This window comes from Pseudothermotoga hypogea DSM 11164 = NBRC 106472 (assembly GCF_000816145.1).
Classification (GTDB): domain Bacteria; phylum Thermotogota; class Thermotogae; order Thermotogales; family DSM-5069; genus Pseudothermotoga_A; species Pseudothermotoga_A hypogea.
This window is the reverse complement of sequence record NZ_CP007141.1, coordinates 1-24,113: the sequence shown is the minus strand read 5'-3', so window position 1 is coordinate 24,113 and position 24,113 is coordinate 1. Positions and strand designations below refer to the sequence as shown.

The 24,113-nt window shown below is 49.7% G+C and carries 26 protein-coding genes and 2 tRNA genes; 16 read left to right on the top strand and 12 right to left on the bottom strand.

The features are described from left to right. Positions 1 to 15 precede the first annotated feature (15 nt). The 14 genes from AJ81_RS00135 to nadE all read left to right on the top strand — a co-directional run bounded on the left by AJ81_RS00135 (position 16) and on the right by nadE (position 9,975). Positions 16 to 1,464 carry a radical SAM protein gene (locus tag AJ81_RS00135; protein ID WP_031502942.1) on the top strand — a complete coding sequence of 483 codons (1,449 nt, stop codon included), beginning with the start codon at positions 16 to 18 and terminating at the stop codon, positions 1,462 to 1,464. 18 nt (positions 1,465 to 1,482) lie between these two features. Beyond that, positions 1,483 to 2,052, top strand: a complete 570-nt coding sequence (locus AJ81_RS00130; protein ID WP_031502940.1) for a TetR/AcrR family transcriptional regulator — start codon at positions 1,483 to 1,485, stop codon at positions 2,050 to 2,052. A gap of 61 nt (positions 2,053 to 2,113) precedes the next feature. Next, a tRNA-Arg gene (locus AJ81_RS00125) sits at positions 2,114 to 2,188 on the top strand. A 6-nt stretch (positions 2,189 to 2,194) separates the two neighbouring features. Next, positions 2,195 to 2,270 (top strand) — tRNA-Lys (locus AJ81_RS00120). 86 nt (positions 2,271 to 2,356) lie between these two features. Beyond that, the gene (gene infC / locus AJ81_RS00115) at positions 2,357 to 2,908 is read left to right on the top strand and encodes a translation initiation factor IF-3 (protein ID WP_081708904.1); all 552 of its coding nucleotides are present in this window, start codon (positions 2,357 to 2,359) and stop codon (positions 2,906 to 2,908) included. Between the two features lie 15 nt (positions 2,909 to 2,923). Next, the gene (gene rpmI / locus AJ81_RS00110; RefSeq protein ID WP_031502937.1) at positions 2,924 to 3,124 is read left to right on the top strand and encodes a 50S ribosomal protein L35; all 201 of its coding nucleotides are present in this window, start codon (positions 2,924 to 2,926) and stop codon (positions 3,122 to 3,124) included. A gap of 15 nt (positions 3,125 to 3,139) precedes the next feature. Beyond that, entirely contained in the window at positions 3,140 to 3,505 is a 366-nt protein-coding gene (gene rplT / locus AJ81_RS00105) for a 50S ribosomal protein L20 (protein WP_031502936.1), read from the top strand. Between the two features lie 59 nt (positions 3,506 to 3,564). After that, positions 3,565 to 5,310 carry an NADH-dependent [FeFe] hydrogenase, group A6 gene (locus AJ81_RS00100; protein WP_031502934.1) on the top strand — a complete coding sequence of 582 codons (1,746 nt, stop codon included), beginning with the start codon at positions 3,565 to 3,567 and terminating at the stop codon, positions 5,308 to 5,310. 62 nt (positions 5,311 to 5,372) lie between these two features. Continuing rightward, complete coding sequence (locus AJ81_RS00095) at positions 5,373 to 6,287, top strand: ABC transporter substrate-binding protein (protein WP_031502932.1); 915 nt, start codon at positions 5,373 to 5,375, stop codon at positions 6,285 to 6,287. Continuing rightward, positions 6,244 to 7,017: an ABC transporter permease gene (locus AJ81_RS00090; protein WP_231845423.1), complete on the top strand. Its 774-nt coding sequence runs from the start codon at positions 6,244 to 6,246 to the stop codon at positions 7,015 to 7,017. The genes AJ81_RS00095 and AJ81_RS00090 overlap by 44 nt, the downstream gene beginning before the upstream one ends. Beyond that, positions 7,001 to 7,699, top strand: a complete 699-nt coding sequence (locus tag AJ81_RS00085) for an ABC transporter ATP-binding protein (RefSeq protein WP_031502928.1) — start codon at positions 7,001 to 7,003, stop codon at positions 7,697 to 7,699. Before AJ81_RS00090 ends, AJ81_RS00085 begins: the two co-directional genes overlap by 17 nt. Then, positions 7,699 to 8,475 (top strand): DUF368 domain-containing protein, encoded by a 777-nt coding sequence (locus AJ81_RS00080; protein WP_161687857.1) that lies wholly within the window; start codon positions 7,699 to 7,701, stop codon positions 8,473 to 8,475. Before AJ81_RS00085 ends, AJ81_RS00080 begins: the two co-directional genes overlap by 1 nt. Positions 8,476 to 8,480: 5 nt before the next feature. Next, positions 8,481 to 9,131 carry a ribonuclease H1 domain-containing protein gene (locus AJ81_RS00075; protein WP_031502925.1) on the top strand — a complete coding sequence of 217 codons (651 nt, stop codon included), beginning with the start codon at positions 8,481 to 8,483 and terminating at the stop codon, positions 9,129 to 9,131. Continuing rightward, a complete protein-coding gene (gene nadE / locus AJ81_RS00070) occupies positions 9,103 to 9,975 on the top strand; it encodes an NAD(+) synthase (protein ID WP_038059561.1) in 873 nt (290 codons plus the stop codon). Before AJ81_RS00075 ends, nadE begins: the two co-directional genes overlap by 29 nt. Here the strand turns inward: nadE and AJ81_RS00065 are convergent. The 8 genes from AJ81_RS00065 to AJ81_RS00030 are packed head-to-tail and all read right to left on the bottom strand — an operon-like array spanning position 9,961 to position 18,064. Continuing rightward, positions 9,961 to 10,476, bottom strand: coding sequence for a chromate transporter (locus AJ81_RS00065; RefSeq protein ID WP_231845424.1), 516 nt, complete (start codon positions 10,474 to 10,476; stop codon positions 9,961 to 9,963). The two genes, nadE and AJ81_RS00065, sit on opposite strands and share 15 nt — an antisense overlap. A gap of 4 nt (positions 10,477 to 10,480) precedes the next feature. After that, the gene (locus AJ81_RS00060; protein WP_051368900.1) at positions 10,481 to 11,017 is read right to left on the bottom strand and encodes a chromate transporter; all 537 of its coding nucleotides are present in this window, start codon (positions 11,015 to 11,017) and stop codon (positions 10,481 to 10,483) included. Beyond that, positions 11,014 to 11,520: a hypothetical protein gene (locus AJ81_RS00055; RefSeq protein ID WP_064462308.1), complete on the bottom strand. Its 507-nt coding sequence runs from the start codon at positions 11,518 to 11,520 to the stop codon at positions 11,014 to 11,016. The genes AJ81_RS00060 and AJ81_RS00055 overlap by 4 nt, the downstream gene beginning before the upstream one ends. Before the next feature lie 22 nt (positions 11,521 to 11,542). Continuing rightward, positions 11,543 to 12,562 (bottom strand): hypothetical protein, encoded by a 1,020-nt coding sequence (locus AJ81_RS00050; RefSeq protein ID WP_064462306.1) that lies wholly within the window; start codon positions 12,560 to 12,562, stop codon positions 11,543 to 11,545. After that, positions 12,559 to 13,452 carry a D-alanine--D-alanine ligase gene (locus AJ81_RS00045; RefSeq protein ID WP_031502915.1) on the bottom strand — a complete coding sequence of 298 codons (894 nt, stop codon included), beginning with the start codon at positions 13,450 to 13,452 and terminating at the stop codon, positions 12,559 to 12,561. Before AJ81_RS00045 ends, AJ81_RS00050 begins: the two co-directional genes overlap by 4 nt. Continuing rightward, a complete protein-coding gene (gene topA / locus AJ81_RS00040) occupies positions 13,449 to 15,617 on the bottom strand; it encodes a type I DNA topoisomerase (RefSeq protein WP_031502913.1) in 2,169 nt (722 codons plus the stop codon). Before topA ends, AJ81_RS00045 begins: the two co-directional genes overlap by 4 nt. A 4-nt stretch (positions 15,618 to 15,621) precedes the next feature. Then, on the bottom strand, positions 15,622 to 17,031 hold the full coding sequence (locus AJ81_RS00035) for a phosphoglucomutase/phosphomannomutase family protein (protein ID WP_031502911.1): 1,410 nt from the start codon (positions 17,029 to 17,031) through the stop codon (positions 15,622 to 15,624). Further along, a complete protein-coding gene (locus AJ81_RS00030) occupies positions 17,021 to 18,064 on the bottom strand; it encodes a 3'-5' exoribonuclease YhaM family protein (protein WP_031502909.1) in 1,044 nt (347 codons plus the stop codon). The genes AJ81_RS00035 and AJ81_RS00030 overlap by 11 nt, the downstream gene beginning before the upstream one ends. A 214-nt stretch (positions 18,065 to 18,278) precedes the next feature. Between AJ81_RS00030 and AJ81_RS00025 the strand changes: the two genes are divergently transcribed. Together AJ81_RS00025 and AJ81_RS00020 are read left to right on the top strand one after the other, a co-directional pair. After that, complete coding sequence (locus AJ81_RS00025) at positions 18,279 to 20,093, top strand: ribonucleoside triphosphate reductase (protein ID WP_051368902.1); 1,815 nt, start codon at positions 18,279 to 18,281, stop codon at positions 20,091 to 20,093. Further along, positions 20,090 to 20,764: an anaerobic ribonucleoside-triphosphate reductase activating protein gene (locus AJ81_RS00020; RefSeq protein ID WP_031502906.1), complete on the top strand. Its 675-nt coding sequence runs from the start codon at positions 20,090 to 20,092 to the stop codon at positions 20,762 to 20,764. Before AJ81_RS00025 ends, AJ81_RS00020 begins: the two co-directional genes overlap by 4 nt. Before the next feature lie 3 nt (positions 20,765 to 20,767). Here the strand turns inward: AJ81_RS00020 and AJ81_RS00015 are convergent, their stop codons facing one another. The 4 genes from AJ81_RS00015 to AJ81_RS10920 are packed head-to-tail and all read right to left on the bottom strand — an operon-like array spanning position 20,768 to position 24,101. Then, a complete protein-coding gene (locus tag AJ81_RS00015) occupies positions 20,768 to 21,871 on the bottom strand; it encodes an undecaprenyl phosphate translocase family protein (protein ID WP_218915835.1) in 1,104 nt (367 codons plus the stop codon). Then, positions 21,871 to 22,569 carry an ABC transporter ATP-binding protein gene (locus AJ81_RS00010; protein WP_031502928.1) on the bottom strand — a complete coding sequence of 233 codons (699 nt, stop codon included), beginning with the start codon at positions 22,567 to 22,569 and terminating at the stop codon, positions 21,871 to 21,873. The genes AJ81_RS00015 and AJ81_RS00010 overlap by 1 nt, the downstream gene beginning before the upstream one ends. Continuing rightward, positions 22,553 to 23,326 carry an ABC transporter permease gene (locus AJ81_RS00005; protein WP_231845423.1) on the bottom strand — a complete coding sequence of 258 codons (774 nt, stop codon included), beginning with the start codon at positions 23,324 to 23,326 and terminating at the stop codon, positions 22,553 to 22,555. Before AJ81_RS00005 ends, AJ81_RS00010 begins: the two co-directional genes overlap by 17 nt. Then, a complete protein-coding gene (locus AJ81_RS10920) occupies positions 23,283 to 24,101 on the bottom strand; it encodes an ABC transporter substrate-binding protein (protein WP_179943916.1) in 819 nt (272 codons plus the stop codon). The genes AJ81_RS00005 and AJ81_RS10920 overlap by 44 nt, the downstream gene beginning before the upstream one ends. Between the last annotated feature and the right edge of the window lie 12 nt (positions 24,102 to 24,113).

The following is a 24,113-nucleotide window of genomic DNA, read 5'->3' as shown; positions in this document are numbered from 1 at the left end:
AAAGGAGGTATTCTCATGCCAGTCGTTGGAGGAGTGAAAGGTTTCATATACCACCAAGCTGGAAAACTTGTTGCTTCTGTGCTTCGTAACACGGACGAGGAAGGTTTGTACAAACTGTTTTCGACGCTCAGTGCCTTGACGAAGGAACCATCAAAGAGTGGGTTGAAGAAGCTGGCGCTCATGGCCAAGGACAAACATCCGATGATCACAAGCTGGGTGAAGGTGTTCAGGCGTTCCAGTCCCAAGTGCGTTGAGAAGATCATAAACAACCTGATCATCAACGAGTTCGCTCTTGGTGAGCCAATAAGACAGCAGAAGATGCACGAGCACAAAGTCGTTCTGCCAAAACTCGGTGTGATAAGTCCCACGTACGCGTGTAATCTGAACTGCGTTGGTTGCTATGCGGGACTCTACGGAAGAAAGTACGAACTCACGAAGGAAGAGGTCAGCAAAGTCATTCGTGAAGGGAATGAACTTGGGCTCTATTTCTGGGTCATCACGGGAGGCGAGCCGTTCTACTGGCCACACCTGATGGAGATACTGGAAGAGTTCAACGACAACTATTTCTTGATCTACACGAACGGGACCTTGATAACGGAAGAGGTTGCGAAGAGACTGTCCGAACTTGGGAACGCAACTCCGGCGATATCTGTGGAAGGTTTCGAGCTGGACACGGACTGGAGGAGAGGCAGGGGTGTGTTCAAGAGCGTGCTTGAAGCGTGGGATAGATTGAGAAAATATGGTGTACCGTTTGGAGCATCGATAACTGCGACGAGGATGAACCACGACACGCTCATGAAGGACGAATTCTGGCAGTTCCTCGAAGAGCAGCAGGTAGTCTACGCTTGGGTCTTTCAGTACATGCCTGTTGGCATGAACGCATCGATGGACTTGGTTCCGACACCTCAACAGAGGTACGAGAGGTTCTTCAAGACCGACCAAGTAAGACTCGGAGGTAAGTTTGCCTTTGTTGCGGACTTCTGGAACCATGGTTTTCTGACCCACGGTTGTCTTGCAGCTGGTGCGAAGTACTTCCACGTGAACGCAAAAGGTTATGTCGAACCGTGCGTATTCCAACAGTACGCCGTGGACAGCATAAGGGAAAAATCTCTGCTGGAGATTCTCAAATCTCCTTTCTTCGAATCTTACAAGCGCATGGTTCCGTACTCCAACAACCTGTTCAGACCATGTCCGATCATAGACAATCCGAAAGTGTACAGGGCGATGGTCAAGCACTTCAACGCGATTCCACAACACGACGGCTCGGAGCGTGTCGTTGAAGACCTCGCACCTGAGATAGACAAACTTGCTGAGGAATGGAAAGTCTATGCGGACAAACTTTGGTACGAACATGGGTATGTGAATCGATATCCCGTGAACAGGGGCATCTACAACTACGAAACCAGAATGAGGCGTTACATGAACAGAGAAGAGGCGCTCGCTGTCGATAAAACCCTGAAATGAAAACGGGGAGTGGATGAATTGTCCAGCGCCAGGGAAAGGATCTTGGAGGCGGCGAAGGCCGCCTTTTCTGAAAGAGGCTTCGACGGTGTCAGCATGGAGGAAATCGCACAGCGTGCCGGAGTGCGAAAACCTCTCATCTACTACTATTTCCCGAGTAAAGAGGTGCTCTTCGAAGAAGTTTGGAACAGGGCGTTGGAAGAACTCGAGAATCACATTTTCAAAGAAGTTGAAAACGAGAATTACTATGTCAGGAAAATCAAGAGGTTCCTGAGAGCCTACATAGACTTCGTCACGAGCAGAAAGGTCCTGTCAAAGGTGATAGAGAAGGAACGCGCGAGCGTTCTGGATGAATCTGGACAAGGGGACGTTTGGAAGAGGCTCAAGAGACGTTACGACGACTTTTTGAACAGAGTGGCACAACTCATAGAGGAGGGAAAGAAGAACGAACTGGTCAACCCGGAAATAGACTCACAAACCGCAGCAAAATTAATAACGGAAGCTCTCGCGGCGTCCACCACATCTGGTTCTGTTTTGAAGTCGATCGAGTCCTTCATCCTGTCCGGTTTGATGGGAAGAACGGAGCCTTGAAGACTGAAGTTGAACCTCTTGATTTTTGTCGGAGTGCATGGTAGGATATTTAAAGGTGCAAGCCCCTGTAGTTCAATGGATAGAACGGCGGATTCCTAATCCGCAAATGGAGGTTCGATTCCTCCCAGGGGCACCATGGTGTGGGCCGTTAGCTCAGCAGGTAGAGCACCTGACTCTTAATCAGGGGGTCGCAGGTTCGAATCCTGCACGGCCCACCAGAGTGAAAGTGGAAGCCTTGCTTCCCACCCCGAGACTCAGTCGAAGGGGTCGAGAGGATTCCTGAAATTAATCAGGGAGGCGGGCTTTGCCCGCCTTTTTTCATAAGGAGGTAGAGAACATCGAGAAAGAGCAAATCTTTCTGAAGAACGAGCAAATAAGGTTTCCCAAGGTCAGGGTGGTGGGGCAAGACGGCAAGCAAATGGGTGTAATGCCCACGTACAAAGCCATAGAGCTTGCAAGAAGAGAAGGGCTGGACTTGGTTTTGGTCTCACCGAACAGTGATCCACCGGTTGCGAAGATCATGGATTTCGGCAAGTACATGTATCAGCTTGCCAAGAAGCAGAAAGAAGCGAAGAAAAAGCAGAAGGTTCAAGAGATCAAACAGATGAAATTCAGGGTCAAGATCGACGAGCACGATTATCAGACGAAGGTCAGACACATCAGGCGTTTTCTTGAAGAAGGCAACAAGGTCAAGGTGACTGTCATGTTCAGAGGTAGGGAGATCACCTTCTCGGAGAAGGGAGAAGAGATACTCAAAAGGATCGCTCAGGATGTCAGTGACATAGGTGTGGTCGAGGTCGAACCGAAACTTGAAGGAAAGGATATGTGGATGCAGATCAAGCCGAAGGAAGAGTGAGGGAGGTTTGAGGTTATGGCCAAGAACAAGATGAAGACGAGCAAAACGGCCGCAAAAAGGTTTCGAGTGACCAAGAACGGTAAAATCCTTTTCAACCACGCAAGAACCAGACACACCACTGGGAAGAGAAGAAGATCTGCTCTGCGCGAACTGAGGAAGAAGGACGTTCTGGACAAAGGCGATGCGAAGAGAATCAAACGACTTCTCGGAGTCTGAGAAAGGAGGTAAACCATGAGGGTCAAAAGATCTTTGCACGCGAGAAAGAAAAGAAAGAAGATTCTGAAGGCTGTCAAGGGTTTCAGAGGCGCGATCAGCAGGAGATACAAGCTCGCAAAGCAGCACTACATCAGGGCCAAATGGTATTCGTTCGCCGGCCGGAAGATAAAGAAGAGAGATTTCAGAAAGATCTGGATCACGAGGATAAACATCGCCGCAAGAAAGTATGGTCTGAAATACAGCGAACTGATCCACGGTCTCAGGCTCGCAAATGTGAGCATCAACAGAAAGATGTTGTCCGAACTGGCCGTCAACGATCCCAGCGCGTTTGCATCTTACGTTGAACTCGCCAAAGAACATTTGAAGAAGGTGACTGCTTGAATCGTTTGTGATATAATTAACATGGAGCGAGTCAACACCGTTGAAGGGGAGGGTTAAAGGTGGCCGGTGTGACAGTCGAGATCAATGGAAAATCGTACGAGGTGCCGGCTGGTGTAACGGTTCTTGAGGCGTGCAATCAAGCTGGTGTGTACGTCCCAACGCTGTGCAACCATCCGCGACTCGAACCGACGGGCGCCTGTCGAGTCTGTGTGATCGAGGTTGAAGGTGCGAAGAATCTTCAGCCAGCTTGTGTGACGAAGGTTCAAGACGGGATGAAGATCAGAACGAACAGCTCACGCGTCACGAACGCGGTAAAGTTCAACCTCGCTCTGTTGTTGTCCCGCCATCCGAAAGATTGCATGACCTGTGATGTGAATGGAAGATGCGAATTTCAGGACTTGATCTACCTGTACGACGTTCAGGATATTTTCCCCAGCGAGGTCAGAACCATCACGCCAGACATCAGTTCACCAGCTGTCGTGAGGGATTTGGAAAAATGTGTCGTCTGTGGCAGATGCGTGAGGGCCTGTTCGGAGCTTCAAGGCATGGACATCTACTCCATGGTCGATAGAGGTTACGAGACTTTGCCACAAACAGCTTTCGAAATGCCACTCTACGAGACAGATTGTATAAGTTGTGGACAGTGCGCCGCCTTCTGTCCTGTAGGAGCGATCACAGAGAACATGAACATAAGGAGAGTTCTCGAAGAGATCGAAAAACACGACAAGGTGCTCATCGTACAAACTGCCCCCGCGACGCGTGTGGCGCTGGGTGAAGAATTCGGCATGGAAGTGGGCAGCATCTCTACCGGAAAGATGGTTGCCGCGCTGAGACGACTCGGGTTCGACTACGTGTTCGACACGAACTTCGCAGCGGACCTGACCATCATGGAAGAAGGATCGGAATTCTTGGAGAGAGTGAAAAAAGGTGGCCCATTCCCGATGTTCACCTCCTGCTGTCCGGCGTGGATCAATCTGGCGGAGAAGCTGTACCCACAGTTCTTGAAAAACCTTTCGAGTGCGAAATCTCCTCACCAGATGCTCGGTGCTTTGTTGAAGTCCTATTTTGCGAAGAAAATAAACGTTCCTCCCGAAAAAATCTTCGTCGTTTCCATAATGCCATGCACCGCCAAGAAAGACGACATCACCAGGCCCCAGCACATGGTCAACGGCGTACCTGCAGTGGACGTCGTTCTGACAACACGCGAGCTCGGTAGATTGATAAAGATGAGAAAGATTCCTTATGCCTCCTTGCCAGAAGAGAACTACGACGATCCACTCGGTGAATCCACCGGTGCGGCGGCCATATTCGGTGTCACGGGTGGTGTGATGGAGGCGGCTCTGAGGACCGCGTACGAGCTTGGACTCGGCAAGCCACTACCGAAGATAGAGTTCACGAACGTGCGTGGCCTCGATGGCATAAAGGAAGCCACGATAGATTTCGATGGAAAACAACTCAAGGTCGCAGTTGCACACGGCGGTGTGAATGTCAGAAGGTTGCTCGACAAAATAACGAAAGGTGAGGTCTACTACGATTTCGTCGAGATCATGGCCTGCCCAGGTGGTTGCATCGGTGGAGGAGGCCAGCCCAAGAGCTTGGACAAAGACGTTCTGGTCAAACGTATGGAAGCCATCTACACCATCGACGAGAGAAGCGTGCTCAGAAAATCCCACGAGAACCCATCGATAAAGAAGCTCTATGAGGAGTTCCTCGAGCATCCGCTCAGCCACGTCTCGCACGAATTGCTCCACACAACCTACATGGACAGATCGAAGAAGAAAGTTGCGCAGGTTGCTAAAGTGTGAATCCAATGAACGAGTGAAGAGGCGAGGCTTGTTCCTCGCCTCTTTTTAAGGAAGGTGGAAACATGAGAAAATTGTTCATGCTGCTGTTTTTGCTCGCTATCAGTTTCAGCTTTGCGATCAACGTTCTCATACCCGTTGGTCCAACCGTGGTGGCCTTCGTGGGCTTGCTGGAGAAAAAAGTGAGCAGTGAGGTGGAACTCAAGATCGATTTCTGGCGAACACTCGATCAGGTGAGCGCACAGGTTGCGGCGAAAAACGTTGATCTGATCGTTCTACCCGTTTCCATAGGTGCTTCTCTCTACAGCAAGGGGATCGATCTGAAACTCGCTGGTGTGATCCTTTGGAAGGCTTTTTACGTCGTGACGAAAGATTTCGATCTGACGGACCTGAAGACTTTGTCGGGCCAAGAGATTTACACGCCCCAGGGCAAAGGGCAAACCGGTGATGTGTTGATTAGATACTCACTCGAACAGGTTGGGCTGAAACCCGATATCGACGTGAAAATCAGGTACGCCACACCTCCTGAGATAGTATCACTGATGAGTGCCGGGAAAGTTAGGGTCGCCGTGCTTCCCGAACCATTCGTGACGCTCGCACTGAAACAGGCACAGTCGCGCATCGAATACGACTTGCAAGAGCTGTGGTCGAACTACACGCAACTGCCTGCGCGGGTTCCAATAACAGGTCTGTTCGTCACAAAAAACCTGGACGAGGCCACCTTGTACAAAGCTATGACCGCAATAGAGAATTCTCTGAGGTATGCGATGGAGAACAGGCATGAAGCTGCGGCTCTTTCCGTTCCATATCTCGGTGGCATGCCGGCACAAATAATCGAAGAATCTCTCACTCGAACGCTGTACGAGTACAAACGTGCGAACGAGGTGGCGTCCGAGGTGATTCAGTATCTGAAGATCACACAGCAGGTCGATCCGAGTGCGATGCCTTCGATACCAGATGAAAAATTCTTCGCGTTTTGAATTTTCCGTCCTTGGGGTACTGCTACTCTTTGTCGTCTGGTTCGTTGTGTCGAAACTTGTTTCGTCCGATCTGGTCTTTCCTGGACCTGAAAAAGTTTTGCTACATTCGTACCGGCTGCTGGTCGAAGGCAAACTGCTCGAACCGGTTGGCTTAACTTTTCTCAGGGCTTTTTTTGGTATGGGCCTGGCACTGCTCGTGGGTACGATCCTTGGATTCCTAATGGGTCTTTCTGAGCGGATCTATCTCTTACTTCAACCGTTGAACATGGCCATCAGGTCCGTTCCGATCGTCTCGTGGCTTTCGACCGTCATACTCGCCTGGGGCATAGGATGGCGTGGCGTGGTTTTCATAGTTTTCGTCTCACTTTTGCCGATCGTAACGTTCAACGTTTGCGAAGGCGTTCGCGTTGTGGACAAGAAACTCGTCGAGATGGCGAAGGTTTACTCATTACCCAAGTGGAAGATCTTCAGGGCGATCTACATGGGTTCCGTCTGGCCGTTTCTACTGTCATCCTTGAAGTTGAGCATAGGCAGCATGTGGAAAGTGGCGATCGTTGCGGAGTATCTCATAGGCGAAACGGGCCTTGGGGTACAGATCATGCAGGCCAAGTTCTATGTGAACACGACAGAGGTTTTTTCCTACACGGTTGTGGCTGTTGCGTTCGGACTCATCCTGGAAGCGTTATTTTCATTCCTTTGGGAGCGAGGTAGCTTTGAAGTGCATTCTTGAGCTCAAAGGAATTTTTAAAAACTACGGAAAGTTACCTGTACTCGGTGGGATAGATCTCAAACTGTTCGAGTCCGATGCGGTGGCGATCGTTGGGCCGTCAGGCTGTGGAAAAACAACTTTGCTCAGGGTCATAGCCAATCTGGAAAAGCCAGACTCCGGGCTGATCAACAGATTCTATAACCGATTGGGTTTCGTTTTTCAGGAAGACAGACTGATACCCTGGTACAACGTGCGTAAAAATCTTGAGCTCGTTTGTGACGATGAAAGAAAGATACAGCGAACGCTTCAACGGGTAGGGCTTGCTGGCTTCGAACACTACAAACCCGGCCAGCTCAGTGGAGGCATGAAGCAGAGGTTGAATTTTGCACGCGCTTTGATCGTCGAACCGGAGCTACTTTTGCTGGATGAACCTTTCAGGAGTTTGGACACACCGACGAAGATTAGGCTCATCAACGATCTCTCCGTCTTGCTTGAAAACATGAATATCGGCTATGTCCTGGTGACACACGACATGAGAGAAGCTTTGAGCCTGGCGAAGCGCATTTACATCATGCGAGGCCGACCGGCAAAGTTCGTACATCACATCGAACTTAGAAATAAGATGGACTTTTTCGATCCTTCATTTCTGCAACTTGAGAAAACGATCCTGTCACATATGGAAGATGCGGAGGCTTTCCAATGATGAACGTACTCAGGGGCTTTTTGATAGGTCTTGCGAACCTGGTTCCCGGCGTGAGCGGCGCAACGATGGCCGTCATAGTTGGCGTCTACGAACGGCTGATCGATGCCGTGGCAAACTTCGTGAAGTTGAGATTCAAGAGAGAGCAGATCGCTTTCATCGTTGCACTTGGCATCGGTATTCTTGCTGCAATATTGGTCGGCTCTGCTGGTATGAAACATCTGCTCGAAAGATCTCCGGCCGTCGCTTACGCTATTTTCTTTGGTCTTGTTTTGGGTTCGATTCCAAAATTGCGCAGGGAGATCTCAGATTTAAAACTGTTCCACTTCGCAGTTGGTGCGTCCCTGATGCTTATTTTCGAACTTCTGGTTCACACTGTGCAGCTTTCAGGAACGTACGTTTTGTTGACTGGCATCATCGCTGCGTGTGCGATGATCCTTCCGGGTCTCAGTGGTTCCCTTGTGCTCCTGATACTCGGTGTCTACGATGATATCCTTGATGCCTTGGTGAATCTAAAACTCGCAATCGTCCTTCCTTTTGGAATTGGAGTGATCCTCGGTATAGCGTTGATGGCACTTCTGATGAACTGGCTCGTTGAAAAGTTTCCAAACCAGACCCGCAGCTTCACTTTTGGACTGGTTGTTGCGTCGATCATTAAACTCGAACCGTTCACGAAACAGAGCATGAATCTTGTGGGGTTTGCGCTCGTTCTTTTGATTGTTTCTGTTACTGTTTATCTGTCTTTCAGGCTTTCGTACAGATCGTCAGCGCGAAGGTGAGCTACGTGGGTAAATATTACGCCGTCAAGCGTGGTAGGTGTCCGGGGATATACGAAGACTGGCAGCGGGCAAGAGAACAAGTGGAAGGTTTCCCCAACGCAGAATATCGCTCGTTCGCGTCAAAAGCCGATGCGCTCGCTTATCTGAGAGGAGAAACGTGGCGCTGCCCTGATTTTATGAAAGATACGATCCTCGTCTGCGTTGATGGAAGCTACAGAGATGGTGTCTGTGGTTCGGGAATCGTTGTTTGCGATCAAGAAGGTTTGCGCGAGTTCTATTTCTGGACCGATGAACCAGACCTTGCGAAGATGAGAAACGTTGCGGGAGAAATCCTGGCAGTGCTCTTCGCTGTAAATTATGCACTGCAGAGGGGTACAAAACGTCTTGTCATAAGGCACGATTTTGAGAACCTTGATAAATGGATCAGTGGTGAGTATCGAACGAAGACTTTTCTCACGGAGATCTACAGAGAATTCGTGGACTTTGCAAAGAGAAAGAACCTTCGCATCGAATTTGAAAAGATCAAAGCACATTCGAAAGATCCGTGCAACGAGAGGGCAGATGGGCTCGCAAAACTCGCAACTGGAAGAAAGCGTAACGTAGACTGGAAATTGGAGGTTTTGAGGGATGTCATTCGAAGTGACGAAAGCAATTGAAGAGATAGAGAGCTTCATTCAGAGCTTTGTTCGAAACAACGGGTTCGAGGGTGTCGTTGTGGGTGTCAGCGGTGGAGTGGATTCCGCCCTGGTGGTGAGTTTATGCACGAGAGCGCTCGGTAAAGAACGAGTGTTGGGGTTGATCCTTCCCGATCGCGATTCTGCGAAGGAGAGTACGAGGCTCGCTTTGAAACTGTGTCGAGAACTTGGGATCGAACACGAAGTCATTTCCATCACTTCAGCTTTGAGAAAGTTGAGAGTCTACAGACTTTTCCCTCCCGCTTGGTTGTTTCCAAGAAAGGTTCAAGAAAGCTATGTGAAAGGCAAGTGGCAGAGTTTATCGAAAGATCCTTACATCGATGATCTTCTGAACAGAGGCAATGAAACCTTCAGAAAAGGTCTCGCGTACTACAGGATCAAACACAGAGTGAGAATGTGCCTTCTCTACTTCGAGGCAGAGAAGAGAAATTACGCGGTAGCAGGATGCGTGAACAAAACCGAGTTGATGACGGGCCTGTACGTCAAATGGGGTGACAATGCCGCAGACTTTGAACCAATATCACACCTATATAAGACACAGGTGCTTGAACTTGCAAGATGGCTCAGGATACCTTCAGAGATCCTCGAAAGGGCTCCCACACCTGATCTCATACCTGGTATCACGGACGAATTCGTTCTCGGTTTGAGCTACGCAGACCTGGACAGGATACTCATGAAAATGGAAAAGAAAGAAGATCTCTCGAGCGAGGATCCGAAGCTCGTACAACGTGTGAGACAAATATGCGAGGCAGCGCGGCGCAGAAAGATACAGAACGTTCGAATCGATTCATCAAATTGCGTATAGGAGTACTCCAATGAAACCCGCCGCGAACATCAGTACGAGTGGATGTATCTTGAATTTGTTCAAACCAAAGAAAACGAGCGTGGCGATCAGGAAAAACCACGGATCGGTGAGCCTTGGACTCGCAAGTGAGATCAGCGTGACGAGCACCATGACAGTTGTGAACCCCATGAGAGCCTGTGACAACTTGTTGGAATTCAATTTGATCCTCTTGCCCAAGGAGTAGACCAAGATCATCGTGAGTGCCGGGGCCAACAGAAAGAAAAACGTGTTCAGGAAGGCACCCAAGAAGCCGAAATATTTGTATCCAACGTACGTCGCCAGATTCAAAGCGATCGGTCCCGGTGTCATTTGAGCCACGGAGACCATCTCGGTGAACTCCGCTGGGGAAAAAAATCCCGCCGAGATGAGTTCTTTTTGCAGGATTCCAACCACGGCCCATCCTCCACCGAAGGAAAGAAAGCCAAGCTTCAAGAAGATCAGAGCAAGTTTGATCAAGTTCATCGTCTCACTTTCCCCACATGTAGAGCAGCCAGATAGTCGCCGCGAAAACCACGTACAACGTGTTTCGATTGATCAAAAGAAGCACCACTCCAACCCCGATCACCATCAATTTCAGTATCGTCCAACTCTGTTTTTTGATCAAACCCAAAAGCACGTTGAAGACTAAGGCCACGACCGCGGCGTAAACACCGAGTAAGAACGCTCTCACGTACGCATTGTTCAGGAAAGGTTTGAGCAAACTGGCAACGGCGACGATCGCGACGAACGGCGGTAAAGCGATTGCAACACCTGACAGTATGGCGCCAGGAACGCCCGCCACCCTTTTTCCAACGATTATAGCTGTGTTGAACGCGATCGGACCCGGGATGCTTTGTGCCACAGACAACAGGTTGAGAAACTCGTCTCTTTTCATCCATCCAAGTTTTTCAGCCTCCCATTGCATGACGGGCACCATCGCATAGCCACCACCGAGCGTCAGGGAAGAGATCTTTAAAAAGACGCCGAACGCCTTCCACGCACGTTTCCATACACCTTCGCTCACAATCTTTTCACCACCACAGTCCTACCCGCGCTGTCTTCCATCTTGACGAAACCGTCACCGATGCTGATCATGAGCTTGTCACTCATGCGCGCGAGTGCGGACCTCAACCTGTGCGGGGAAATCTCGAATTCGAACTTCAGCGGACAATCGAAAGGAAGGATCGCCTTGTACGACACCCCGCCGTAAGCACCGAAGAACCTCATGCTGTTCTTGACGCACTCGATTCTGACCGTACTCTCCCTCGGCATGAGCCATGCGGCCTTGGATACAAACCTTCGAAAGTTTTTCGGAACGACGTAAGTTTCCTTTCTTTGAAGAAAATCTCCGACTCGGGGATCAAACGCGGCATGCTCCCCACACAATTGCAGAGTAAAGTCGTTCGAGCGTATCAACAGCGCTTCACCTAATCCGAAAGTCAACTGCACATTCTTAGCGTAAACCTCAAATGCTTTGACGATGTGTCGTGCACTCATGTAAGGAAAAGAAAAAGTGAACGGCTTCATCAATTCACCCTGCAGCCTGGTCCTAGGACTGTGGTGGTGAAAAGATTGTGAGCGAAGGTGTCTTGACGAAACCGTCACCGATGCTGATCATGAGCTTGTCACTCATGCGCGCGAGTGCGGACCTCAACCTGTGCGGGGAAATCTCGAATTCGAACTTCAGCGGACAATCGAAAGGAAGGATCGCCTTGTACGACACCCCGCCGTAAGCACCGAAGAACCTCATGCTGTTCTTGACGCACTCGATTCTGACCGTACTCTCCCTCGGCATGAGCCATGCGGCCTTGGATACAAACCTTCGAAAGTTTTTCGGAACGACGTAAGTTTCCTTTCTTTGAAGAAAATCTCCGACTCGGGGATCAAACGCGGCATGCTCCCCACACAATTGCAGAGTAAAGTCGTTCGAGCGTATCAACAGCGCTTCACCTAATCCGAAAGTCAACTGCACATTCTTAGCGTAAACCTCAAATGCTTTGACGATGTGTCGTGCACTCATGTAAGGAAAAGAAAAAGTGAACGGCTTCATCAATTCACCCTGCAGCCTGGTCAGACAGATGATGGAACGCGTTGAGGCGAACATCAGCAAATCTTTTTGAAAAGAACCAAACAGAGCGAAATCACCTTCTTCAAGTGGTGATGTGACGAAATTCAAAGCGCGATTGAAGTTTAGCAGGTCGGATTTCGCCACGGGCTCGTGTTCGACTGGAACCTGTTTCTCCCTTTTTCCCATCAACTTCATTCGAAGAGTTTCGTTTCCCGAACTCAAAGCGATCTCATTTTCCGTCAGCGTTAAGTTCAGAAATTCGCTACTCTCTCCCACCAAAAAACCCTTCAACAACCTCAAAGGTATAGAGATCTCCCCATCGAAGGGTTCACACTCTCCGGTCTTCATCCAACCGTGAAGGCAACCATCCGTCGCGCGCACGACGAGGCCTCCACTGTAGGAAAAATAGACGTTTCCGAAGCTGAATTCGGACGAACCGATCAGCTTGTTGCAGAACTTGAGCCACAACGAAAGGCTCGAAAGATCTATGGTCGCCCTCATCTTCTCACCGTCTTCACTATCGCATCTATCAAATCTTCAAAGCTCATTCCCGCGGCACGCGCCGAGGCTGGCATGTCGCTCAGATCTGTCATACCGGGTATGGTGTTGATCTCCAGAAAATAAAAAATCCCATCCTTCAGAATCCCATCGATCCTCGCAAAGCCCTTGCACTCGCACGCTTTGAAAGCCTTCAAGCAAGATTCACAGACCGCTCTGTACTCTTCCTCGGTGAGTGGAGCGGGTAGAACGAACTCCGTCATGTTCGGTGTGTACTTGGCGATGTAGTCATAGAACCTACGCCTCGGCCTGAGTTCGAGTATGGGTAGGATTCTCAATTCTCCGTCCATCTCGATCAGTGATGCCGTGAGTTCCCTGCCCCGAACGTAACGTTGCAAGACCAGCTCTCCGTAAAGGCTCAACTCTATTTGCGAATAATGTTCGAGCTCTTCAGCATTGTCGCAGATGTGCACACCTATGCTGGAACCTTCTCTGCGTGGTTTCAAAACGCAAGGAAAACCGAACGGAGACTCTCTTGTGGGTTTGTCGATGACGGTGTACTCAGGAACCGGAACGAACTTCTCGACGATCCTGTAGGTCATTAACTTGTCGAAGCACAGGGCGCTCGCGAGTACGCCAGAGCCCGTGTACGGCACACCGATCCAATCCAGCAGGGCCTGAACGGTCCCATCTTCGCCGAACTTCCCATGAAGTGCGATGAAGACAAGATCGAATTGTTTGAGTGAAGGCAAAACGAGAAAAAAGTCTTCCTTCACATCTATTGGGACAACCTCATGGCCGAGCTTCTTCAGAGCTTTGACAACGTTTTCACCGCTTCTCAACGAGATCTCCCGTTCTCGAGACACACCACCCATCAAGACTGCTATCTTCAACCATTCGTCTCCTCCTTCGGCTTTTCAAAGCTCTTTTTGCACCTTTCACAGTACAGCTTTTCCGAAGAGCGAAACCTTCGATAGTGTAACTTTTCACCACACTCCGGGCACGACTCGTTGGATGGTTCAAACCAGCTTATGTAATCGCACGCATCGCTCGTACATTTGAAGAAGTATTTCCTGTTCTTGCTGAGCTTTTTCTCCACGGCGGAACCACACTTCGGGCAAGTACCTCTTGCAAAGTCTCTGTAATTTCTTCCACACTTCTGGCAGTGGTAGTAGGCGCCGTATCTGCCGTTGTATCGTTTGAGTGGTTCTCCACAGCTTGGACAAACGTAGGTCTTCGTCTCTTCTTGTTCTGTAAAGTACAGCACACCTTCGTCCATCACGGCAGGGCTGCTCAAATCCACAGAAGATGTTTTCCCGCACGACGCACACGACAGATACAGTCCGAAACGTCCAATTTTCAGGGTGAACTTTTCGCCGCACTCACAGTCCACGTTCGTTCCGACGTCTATGGACAGCCATTCCTTTTCGGCTTTCGTCAACTGAGTTGAGAACTCCTTATAGAATTCGCTGAGCACCTGCTTGTGATCCTTCTCGCCCCTCTCTATCGCATCGAGTGCCTCCTCCATTCTTGCGGTAAAATCGAGATCCACTATCTTCGGAAATCTTTGCTCCATGTAGTGATTGACGACGAAACCGAGGACTGTGGGTACGAGCTCTTTGGATCTTTTCACGACGTACTTTCGTTCGAGCAAGGTCGAGATGATAGTTGCGTATGTGCTCGGCCTACCGATACCCCTGGCTTCGAGCGCTCTGACCATGGATGATTCCGTATACCTTGCAGGCGGTTTGGTCGCGTCCTGCTGTATGTCCCATTTGGTTACGTTGAAGATCTCACCGTTCAAAGGTTGGATCTGTTCCAACTCTTTTTTCAAGACTGCTTCAAACCCGTCGAAGATCCTTCTCTCAAGCTTGGCTTCGAAACCGTACCTGCCCGATTCAAAACTGTAGATCGTTTCCTCGTACAGCGCCGCGGCCATCTGGGAGGCAATGAATCTCTCCCAGATCAGTTTGTACAGTTTGTAGAGATCTTTGTCAAGAAGTTTTTGAGCCTTCTGTGGCGTCATTTCAACATCCACAGGTCTTATGGCTTCGTGTGCGTCCTGAACGTTGGGTTTCTTTTGTTCCGATCTGAACTCACCGACGTAACGTTCACCGAAGTGATCTTTGATGAACTTTTCAGCTTGGTCTCTCGCGTAATCGCTGACGCGCGTCGAATCCGTCCTCATGTACGTTATGAAGGCTCTGTGGCCTTCAGATGTTTCGACGCCTTCGTAGAGCATCTGGGCAAGCTGCATCGTTCGAGACACAGAAAAACCGAATTTGTTCGCAGCTTCTTGCTGAAGTGTGCTGGTTATGAAAGGCAACGGTGGCTTTCTCTCCACCAGCCTGCTCTTCTTTTGAACGAGCTTTAACTTCCTGACCTCTTGCTGAATCTGTCTTGCGAGTGCTTCGTCCACCTGTTGCATATCGATCCTCTTACCGTCGATGTGGGTCAGATAGAACCTGACGGAGTCGATGTAACCTTGCACCTTCCAAAACTTCTTTGGAACGAATCTGTGACGCTGCACTTCACGCTCACAGACGAGTTTCAAGGCCGCAGATTGCACCCTGCCCGCACTCGAACTGGTTCTCAAAAGTTTCCACAGGAGCGGACTGATTTTGTAGCCGACGATGCGATCGAGAATGCGACGCGCGTGCTGCGCGTACACCTTCTTCATGTCGATGAACCTTGGAGACTGAACGGCCGATCTTATCGTTTGTGGTGTTATCTCGCTGAACACGATCCTATTCTTCTTGTCCAAAACGTTGAGGATGAACGCCAAGTGCCATGCGATCGCCTCGCCCTCACGGTCCATGTCTGAAGCGAGGTACACTTCCTTGCCTTTAGCCTTTTCTTTGATTTCCTCGACGATCTTTTCTTTGCCCTCTATTATCCTGAACTCTGGCTCGAAATCTCTGAGATCCACCCCGAACTCTCTCTCGGGCAGATCGCGTACGTGTCCCTTCGAGGATACGACCTCGTACTCACCCTTGAGAATCTCTTTGATGGTCTTGGCCTTAGCGGGTGATTCGACGATTATTATCTTCTTCGCCATCGTTTCACCTGCTGATCTTTCTGACGAGCATGTTCAGCTTTTGGTAGGTGGGCTCGTCCTTGGCTTCGAAGTACACCCTTATCACGGGTTCTGTTCCAGAAACTCTCACCAACAGCCAGCTACCCGGCTTGTCGAAGAAGTACCTCAGTCCGTCCACCCTGTCGCTCGAGGTTACTTTCAAATCCTCGGAGTACTGCTCGAGATTTTCGAACTTTTCGAACAACTTATTCTTTTCCTCGTCGCTCGACAGTTCAAAATCCACGCGGGAATTGAGAAAGTTACCATACTGTTCTCTGAACTCCTTCCTGATCTGTGAGAGAGGTTTACCCTCGCGAGCGATCATCTCCAAGATCAAAAGGCAAGCTAATATTCCATCCTTTTCTGGAACGTGGTTCGCTATGGAGAGTCCTCCGCTTTCTTCACCAGCGATGACGGCTTTATCGTTCAAAAGAACCGAAGCCAGGAATTTGAATCCAACGGGTGTTTCCACAACCTTTTCCCCGAACGCCTTAGCGACCTCGTCCACAGCGTGGGAAGTCGCAACGGTCCTCGCCACAGGTCCTTTCATGTTCTTGTTCTTGTAGAGATGGTGCGCCAGCAAAGCTATGACCTCGTTGGCCTTGACGTATCTACCCTCATCGTCCACTATACCGAACCTGTCGGCATCGCCATCCACGGCGAGCACCACGTCCCAGCCTTTCGATTTCACCCTGTTCGCAAGCAGTGCGAGTCTCTCCTCATCTGGTTCCGGTCTGTCTCCACCAAAATACGGGTCCCTGTAATTATGGAAAACATCAATATCCGCGACCAGCTTGGAACACAATTCGTCTAAGTATCCTATGGCTGTGCCGTACATGAGATCGACGATGACTTTCAGTTTAGCCTTCTTTATGGTATCAAAGTCGATGATCTTCGCCAAAGCGTTCAAATAGTCGGGTTTGGGATCGAAGATTTCGAGCAGATCCTTCCTGTTCGCTTCAACGAGGGACATGGTAGAAACCTTGCTCTCTTCGAGGGATGCTATGATCGATTCTATCTGCTGAGTGACTTCGGGAGGTGCAGGACTACCATCTGCCGGGTTGAATTTTATACCACAGTACTCCGGTGGGTTGTGCGACGCGGTGATGTTTATTCCACCATCGAGCCTGTGATGACGTATCGTGAAGGAAACGACAGGTGTCGGTGTGGGATTCTCAGGCATGAACACCTTTATACCGTTCGCTGTCAGCACTTCCGCAACCAGGCGTGCGTAACGCTCAGTCATGAAACGCGTGTCACGCGCGACTATCAATCTCTTGCCGTTGGTCTTTTTCACGTAGTCCGCTATGGCCTGCGAGACGATGCGCACGTTTTTGAAAGTGAATTCGTCGCTGATGATGGCCCTCCAACCGCTCGTTCCAAACCTAATCTTCATCTTTCCACCTTCCCAACCAAATGCGTCTTCCCAGATGCTTGTCAAACTCACTCCAGATTTTACCGCCGTTCTTTTGTTTCTCGTTTATGCTCCTGAACCTGGACAACTTGGAATCCATGTTCTCCAGAGCGTGAACAACGTAAGCTTCAGCCGTCTTGGGTAACACCGGCGAACCAAACTCGTACTCACCGTGGTGAGAGAGGACTATGTGTTCCAGCTGTAAAAGTTTCGTCTTAGCTATGTTGACCTTGCTCGCCACCTGATGAAGTATCTCCACACCCAACGCAATGTGTCCCTTCAATTCTCCTTCGGTCGTCACTTCCAGACCTTTCTTGGTTATTCTGTATTCCCTCACCTTACCTATGTCGTGTAGCATGGCACCCGCAACGAGCACATCTTTGTCCAGGAAATCGTAGACGTTGCTCATCCTCTTGCACATGGTGGCGACATCGACCGTGTGTTCGAGCAGACCTCCGACGTACGCGTGGTGGACGCTCACGCCAGCAGGGGCCTGCACGAAGCAAGATACGAACTCTCTATCCTCCACGAACAGAGCTTCGAGCAATGCTCTGATCTCTCTATCCTGAATTTCGCTTATGAATCTCACGAGCTTCTCGTACAACGTGTCGATGCCTCTCTTGGTTACCTCAACGAACCTCTCGTAATCGTACTGTTCCTCGGTGAGCAACACCAAAGCGTCTTTTTCCCTGTCCACATTCAACTGAAGATGACCTTCGAAGAACACCACACGTCCCCTTGCAAGGACAACGTCTCCCTCGGCGAGCTTCGCATCGTTCTCTTCAGCGTTGTACCAATCGACAGCGCGTATGCTACCGGTCCTGTCCATGAGAGTCATGAGGAGGAACTTCTTACCATCCTTAGACTCCTGCAACTTTTTGCTATAGATCCTACCAACCAGTTCGACTGTCTCCTTCATCTTGTCGGAGAGCTCCTGGATGTAAGGACCGGTACATTTCGTGCGCTCTTTGAGCTTTTCGACGACATCTTTCGGTAAAAGGTTTTCCAGCTTCACTCTCTCACTCTCCCAGAGTGATTTTACCAGTTGAATGCTTCAGAGCAACCAATCGTGCCAGTAGATTTTGAATCATAGATTGAGTTTGGCTTATCCTTGATAGAGCCAAGAGGTGTCATGTTTGTGAACGATATACAATATGTAGCGTCTTTATTGACCATACCACTACATATAGTGTAAAATCTACTGGAAAGGTTTCGTGGGAGGTGTGATCATGCTTCGATCGGTCGATTTAGTGGGCGACTATTTGAAGAAAAACGACTGGCGGGTTTATGAGAATTCTAACATGTCCTATTCACTCCAGGGGATGAACCATTATGTTTATTCTTCCATCGTGGCGAGATACTGGCTCGAGGAGATTTATCCTGAAGAGGTCAGTCGTGCACACATGAACGGTGATCTGCACATACACGATCTTGGATCCTTATCCGTTTACTGTGTTGGTTGGAACTTGGAAGATCTGCTCGTGAAAGGCTTCACCGGTGTGGAAGGTAAGATATCCAGTAAGCCAGCCAAGCACTTCAGAAGCGCCCTTGGTCAAGTGGTCAACTTCATGTTCACATTGCAGGGAGAAGCGGCGGGAGCGATAGCCTTTTCGAACTTCGACACACTGCTTGCCCCTTTCATCGCTTACGATGGTCTGAGCTACAGCGAGGTCAAACAAGCGATCCAAGAGTTCATCTTCAATCTGAACGTTCCAACGCGAACAGGCTTCCAAACACCATTCACCAATTTGAGCTTCGATTTGGTTGTCCCGTGGCACATGCGCAAAGAAAAGGTGATCGTTGGAGGGCAACGTCAAACGCACACCTATGGAGAGTTTCAGAACGAAATGGACATGCTCAACAGAGCATTTTGGGAAGTGATGCTGGAAGGAGACGCGCAGGGCAGGATTTTCACTTTCCCTATACCCACTTACGCCATCACGAAAGACTTTCCCTGGGACCTTGAGCAATTCAAACTCCTGTGGGAACTGACTGCGAAGTATGGGGTACCGTACTTTTCGAACTTCGTCAACAGCGACATGGATCCTTCCGATGTCAGAAGCATGTGCTGCAGGCTGCGATTGGATAACGTATCGGTCAAGGCAAGGTTGTCACGGTTTTCAACTCAGAAGGATGAACTCGTCAGAAAAGGTGGAGGCCTGTTCGGTGCCAACCCCTTGACTGGAAGTATCGGTGTGGTCACGATAAACATTCCGAGAATCGCCTATCTTTCATCCGACGAAGACGAGTTCTTCGAAAGGCTCTCTGAGCTCATGGAACTCGCGAAACAGAGCCTGGAGATCAAAAGGGCTGTCTTAGAAGAACTCACGGAGCAGGGGCTGTATCCGTATTCAAAATTCTACCTTTCTGACGTTCACATGCTGACGAACAGTTACTGGTCGAACCATTTTTCGACGATAGGTCTGGTAGGCATGCACGAAGCTTGTGTGAACTCTCTGGGTGTCGGAATAGATTGTGAGGAAGGCAGACAATTTGCGATAAAAGTTCTGCAGTTCATGAGGGAAAAACTGTTGCAGTTTCAAAGAGAGACAGACAATTTGTACAATCTTGAGGCTACACCCGCCGAGGGCGTTAGTTACAGGTTCGCAAGGATAGACAAAAGGAGTTTCCCGGATATCTACACGAGCGGGATCAACGAACCTTTCTACACCAATTCCACACAGCTTCCCGTGGATGGCGACTACGATCTGTCTTACGTGCTCGAACATCAAGATGCGCTCCAGTCTCTCTACACTGGCGGCACAGTGCTACACATCTACCTCGGTGAGGCGATCGAGGCCGAAACGGTTCCAGAACTTCTGAAGTCTGTCTTCAATCGCTACACACTACCCTACTTGACTTTGACACCGACTTTCAGCGTTTGTCCAGACCACGGGTATCTGCGCGGAGAAGTGCGAACATGTCCACGGTGTGGTAAACCTGCCGAGGTCTATTCTCGAGTGGTTGGCTACTACAGACCGGTAAAAAGCTGGAACAAAGGAAAGAGAGAAGAATTCAGCTTGAGGAGGCCTGTGAGAATTTGAAATTCGCAAGAACTGTCTTGACGAGTCTTCTGGACTATCCAAAATCGGTCTCAGTCGTCCTCTTCACTGTCGGGTGCAATTTTTGTTGTCCGTACTGCCACAATCCCGAACTGGTACTGGCGAAGGTGAGCATAGCAGAGGAAGAAGAAATATTTGAAGAAATACGCAAGAGGAAAATCACCAATCGCGTGGTGATAACGGGTGGAGAACCCACGGTGCACGAAGACCTTCCAGCGTTCATTCGCAAGCTGAAAAAGAGCGATCACCTTGTGAAACTCGACACGAACGGGAGCAACCCGAGAATGATGGAGGATCTCCTTTCGGCCGGACTTCTGGATTACGTTGCGCTCGATATCAAATCAGGGATGGAGAAGTTCCACACAGTTACGGGTCTGAGCGAAGAATCTGCGAAAGAGATGTTCAAAAGCGTCCTCGAGACTTTGAGACTCTTGAAACAGTATTCAGTCCCACACGAAATCAGAACCACGTACGTTCCTGGACTGCTGGACGAACGAGACATCGCGGAAATCAAAGAACTTGTTGGAGACAGCACATGGTATTTGCAACGCTTTAGGCCACAAAAGACGCTGAGGTCTTTTACAAACGTTACAAGCTCGACCTATGAGGATCTGTTTAAGCTCGCCTCGAAATTCGGAGCGAAAGTGAGGTGAACTTCAACGCGTTTTGAGCCGGTACCACAGTAAACCCACGATCTCGTGAAGAGCAAGCATGTTCGCTTCGAGCGACTCTTTTGTTGGAACGAAGTCGATCCAGCTCACTGGACCATAATCGCACAAGTAATCCACCGGGTAAGGATGGACTCGAACTTTGAACTTCTCAAAGCTCATCTTCGCTCTCTTCATGTGCACCGCGGATGTGACCAGAACCAATTCTTTCAAGTTCAACTCCTTCACGATCTTGGCTACGTTCTTGGCGTTCTCGTAGGTGTTTTTGCTCTCGGCATCGACCAATACCTTTTCGTTCGGTACTTCGAATCTCTGCGCCAGTTGTGCCATTATCGTGGCCTCGGGTTGCTGAGATGAACCAGGTAGCGTTCCACCGGAGACTATCAAGAAAGCGTTGTAAGTTTTTGCGAGCTCAACCCCCTCGATAAGCCTCTTGAAGGTGTGGGGGCGGAGCTCGTAACCTTCTGGTCCTTTGAGAACGCCCCCACCCAGAACGATGATCGCGTCGCAACGTTGCGGTGCCATCAACGCTATACCGAGGATCACTCCAATTCCAAAAGGAAGGACGATTGCGAGTTTTAGATTCACCAAGGCATCAAGGATATCATCGTAGACACCGAGTATCAGGAGCACAAGGGAACCACTGAGACCCGGAAGGATCATCGCACACGCAGCGATGATGCCAGTCAACAAAACGTACGTTCCTGAAAGCTGCACAGTGTGAACCAGAAGTTCGAAAATAAGCATCAGGGACGCACCAACTGCGAAGTGGAACAGTTTTAAATCTGAGATCTCCCTGCGCAATTTTGGAATCGAACCCAAAACAAGACCAAAGAAAATAGCGTAAGCGACGGCCGGAGATCTTTCGAGCAGATGTTTCATACCAGCAGAGCCGACCAATATTGCAGCAAGAATACCGATGCCAAGTGCAACGATGAAAGCGATCTGCTCTCTCTTGAATCTCAACTTCACGAAGTTTGCCACGGCATCGATCAGCCGTTCGTAGACGCCAACTATGACGGCCATCGTTGCGCCGCTCACGCCGGGAACCAGGTTCGCAAGACCTATCAAAAAGCCCCTGAGTACGTTCATCATTGGAAAGCCTCCGCATCTTCCATATGTGACAGGATCGTTTTCTCAAGTTGCAGAAATGAAGGATCGAAAAAGTCCATCTTATTTCTAAGTTCGATGTGATGTACGAACTTTGCCGGTCGGCCTCGCATGATGTAAATGCGCTTCGCCAGGCTCAAAGCTTCTCTCATGTCGTGTGTCACCAGGACATAGCCGATATTCATGTTTTCAAGCAAGACGGAGAGATCGTTGATGAGCCTAATCTTCGTCGGTGTGTCCAAACTCCTGAAAGGTTCATCCAGCAAAAGTAGCTCCGGTTCGACGATCAAAGCGCGTGCAAAATTCAACCTCTGCTTCATGCCTCCACTGAGCTGGCCGGGTTTGTAGTGTTCGAAGCCAGCAAGCCCTACCCGTTGAAGCGTTCGCTGTATCTTTCTTTCATCGTCACAAACGAGCTCAAGATTTTTACGCACGTTGTACCAGGGTATCAGTCTGTCTTCCTGAAAAACGAAACCCAATCGGTTATAGAATCTGTTGATCAGCCCGGAGTCTGGCTTTTCCAGATTGGCTATGACCCTGAGCAAAGTTGTTTTTCCACAGCCTGACGGCCCAACGATCGCCACCGCATCGGACTCGAACAGTTTGAGATCTATCCCACCGAGTACAGGTAACTTTCCGTAGTTTTTAAAAATTCCTTTGAGCTCAAGAATGCACTTCAAAGCTACCTCGCTCCCAAAGGAATGAAAATAACGCTTCCAGGATGAGTCCGAACGCAACAGCCACAACCGTGTAGGAAAAAACCTCTGTCGTGTTCACATAGAACTTGGCCTGCATGATCTGTACCCCAAGGCCCGTTTCGCCTATGAGATACTCCGCAACGATCGCCACTTTCCACATGCTGCCTATGCTCAACTTCAAGGATGACAGTAGAAACGGCCAGACGGAACCCATGTAGATCGCCCTGAAGATCTTCCACTTGGGTAATGAGTAAACCTTCGCCATCTCGACGAGTTTCTTGTCCACAACGCGAACGCCTTCGCAAACGTTGAACGTTACGATCGGCAAAAGTGAGACGAAAACTATGAAAACCACGCCACGCCATCCTATGCCCCAGGCGAGTATGACGGTCGAAAGCCACGAGACGATCGGAACGGACCTGATGGCCATGTTCAACGGTTGAAGTAAGAGATAGATCCGCTCAGAAAGACCCATTAGGAATCCAAGGATCGTACCCACGAGCAGTGCCAGGCCCATACCAAAAAAAGCCCTGAGAAAAGTTAAGCCAACCGGTTCGAGCAGTTTGCCTTCGACCAGCAGCCGGTACGAATGTAGCAAAACTTTTTCAGGTCCAGGAAAGACCAGATCGGACGAAACAAGTTTCGACACAACGAACCAGACGACAAAGAGTAGCAGTACCCCAAGGACGGAAAATTCAAAACGCGAAGAATTTTTCATCTGGTATCGAAGGCATCGCACTCGGATCGACCTGCTGTGTGATCTTCAGATACTGAATCACCTCGGACGCCACCTCGTTCGCACGTTTGTACTCGTACAGCGTTCGAGTGAGAGATTCTTCGATTATTTGTGCCGGCATGCCACCGAGATATGGAACGGAAAGAGCCGCAGCTTCATGCCTGTTCTCCATCGCATACCTCAGAGAATTCTCTATTGCGGTCATAGCTTTGTACAAGGTGGCCTCGTCCAGGTTTTTTGTGACGAACAGACCTGTTATTGGAACCCGCGCAGGCAGTTGCGTGTAGTTCGACCACAGCTCTTGCAAGTCGTATTCGATGCGCGACTGTGCCTGTTTCAGTGCGAGCGTCACGAATGGTTCGGGAAGCACGGCGACCCTAACTTTCCCGGCACTCATCAGTGATACTATCTCAGGAGGTGTGGCGTACCTGATTTTCACGTCGATATCGGGTTTCAGCCCAACCTGTTCGAGTGAGTATCTAATCAACACATCACCGGTTTGCCCTTTGCCCTGGGGCGTGTAAATCTCTTGGCCCGACAAAGTCTTCAGGTCCGTCAGATCGAAATCTTTCGTCACGACGTAAAAAGCCTTCCAAAGGATCACACCAGCGAGTTTCAGATCGATCCCCTTGCTGTAGAGAGAAGCACCTATGGAAACGGGTAGAACGATCAGATCAACGTTTTTCGCCGCAACCTGTGCGCTCACCTGATCGAGTGTTCGCCAGAAATCGATCTTGAGTTCCACCTCACTGCTCACTTTTTTCTCCAGCAAGCCCACGAAGGCCACCAC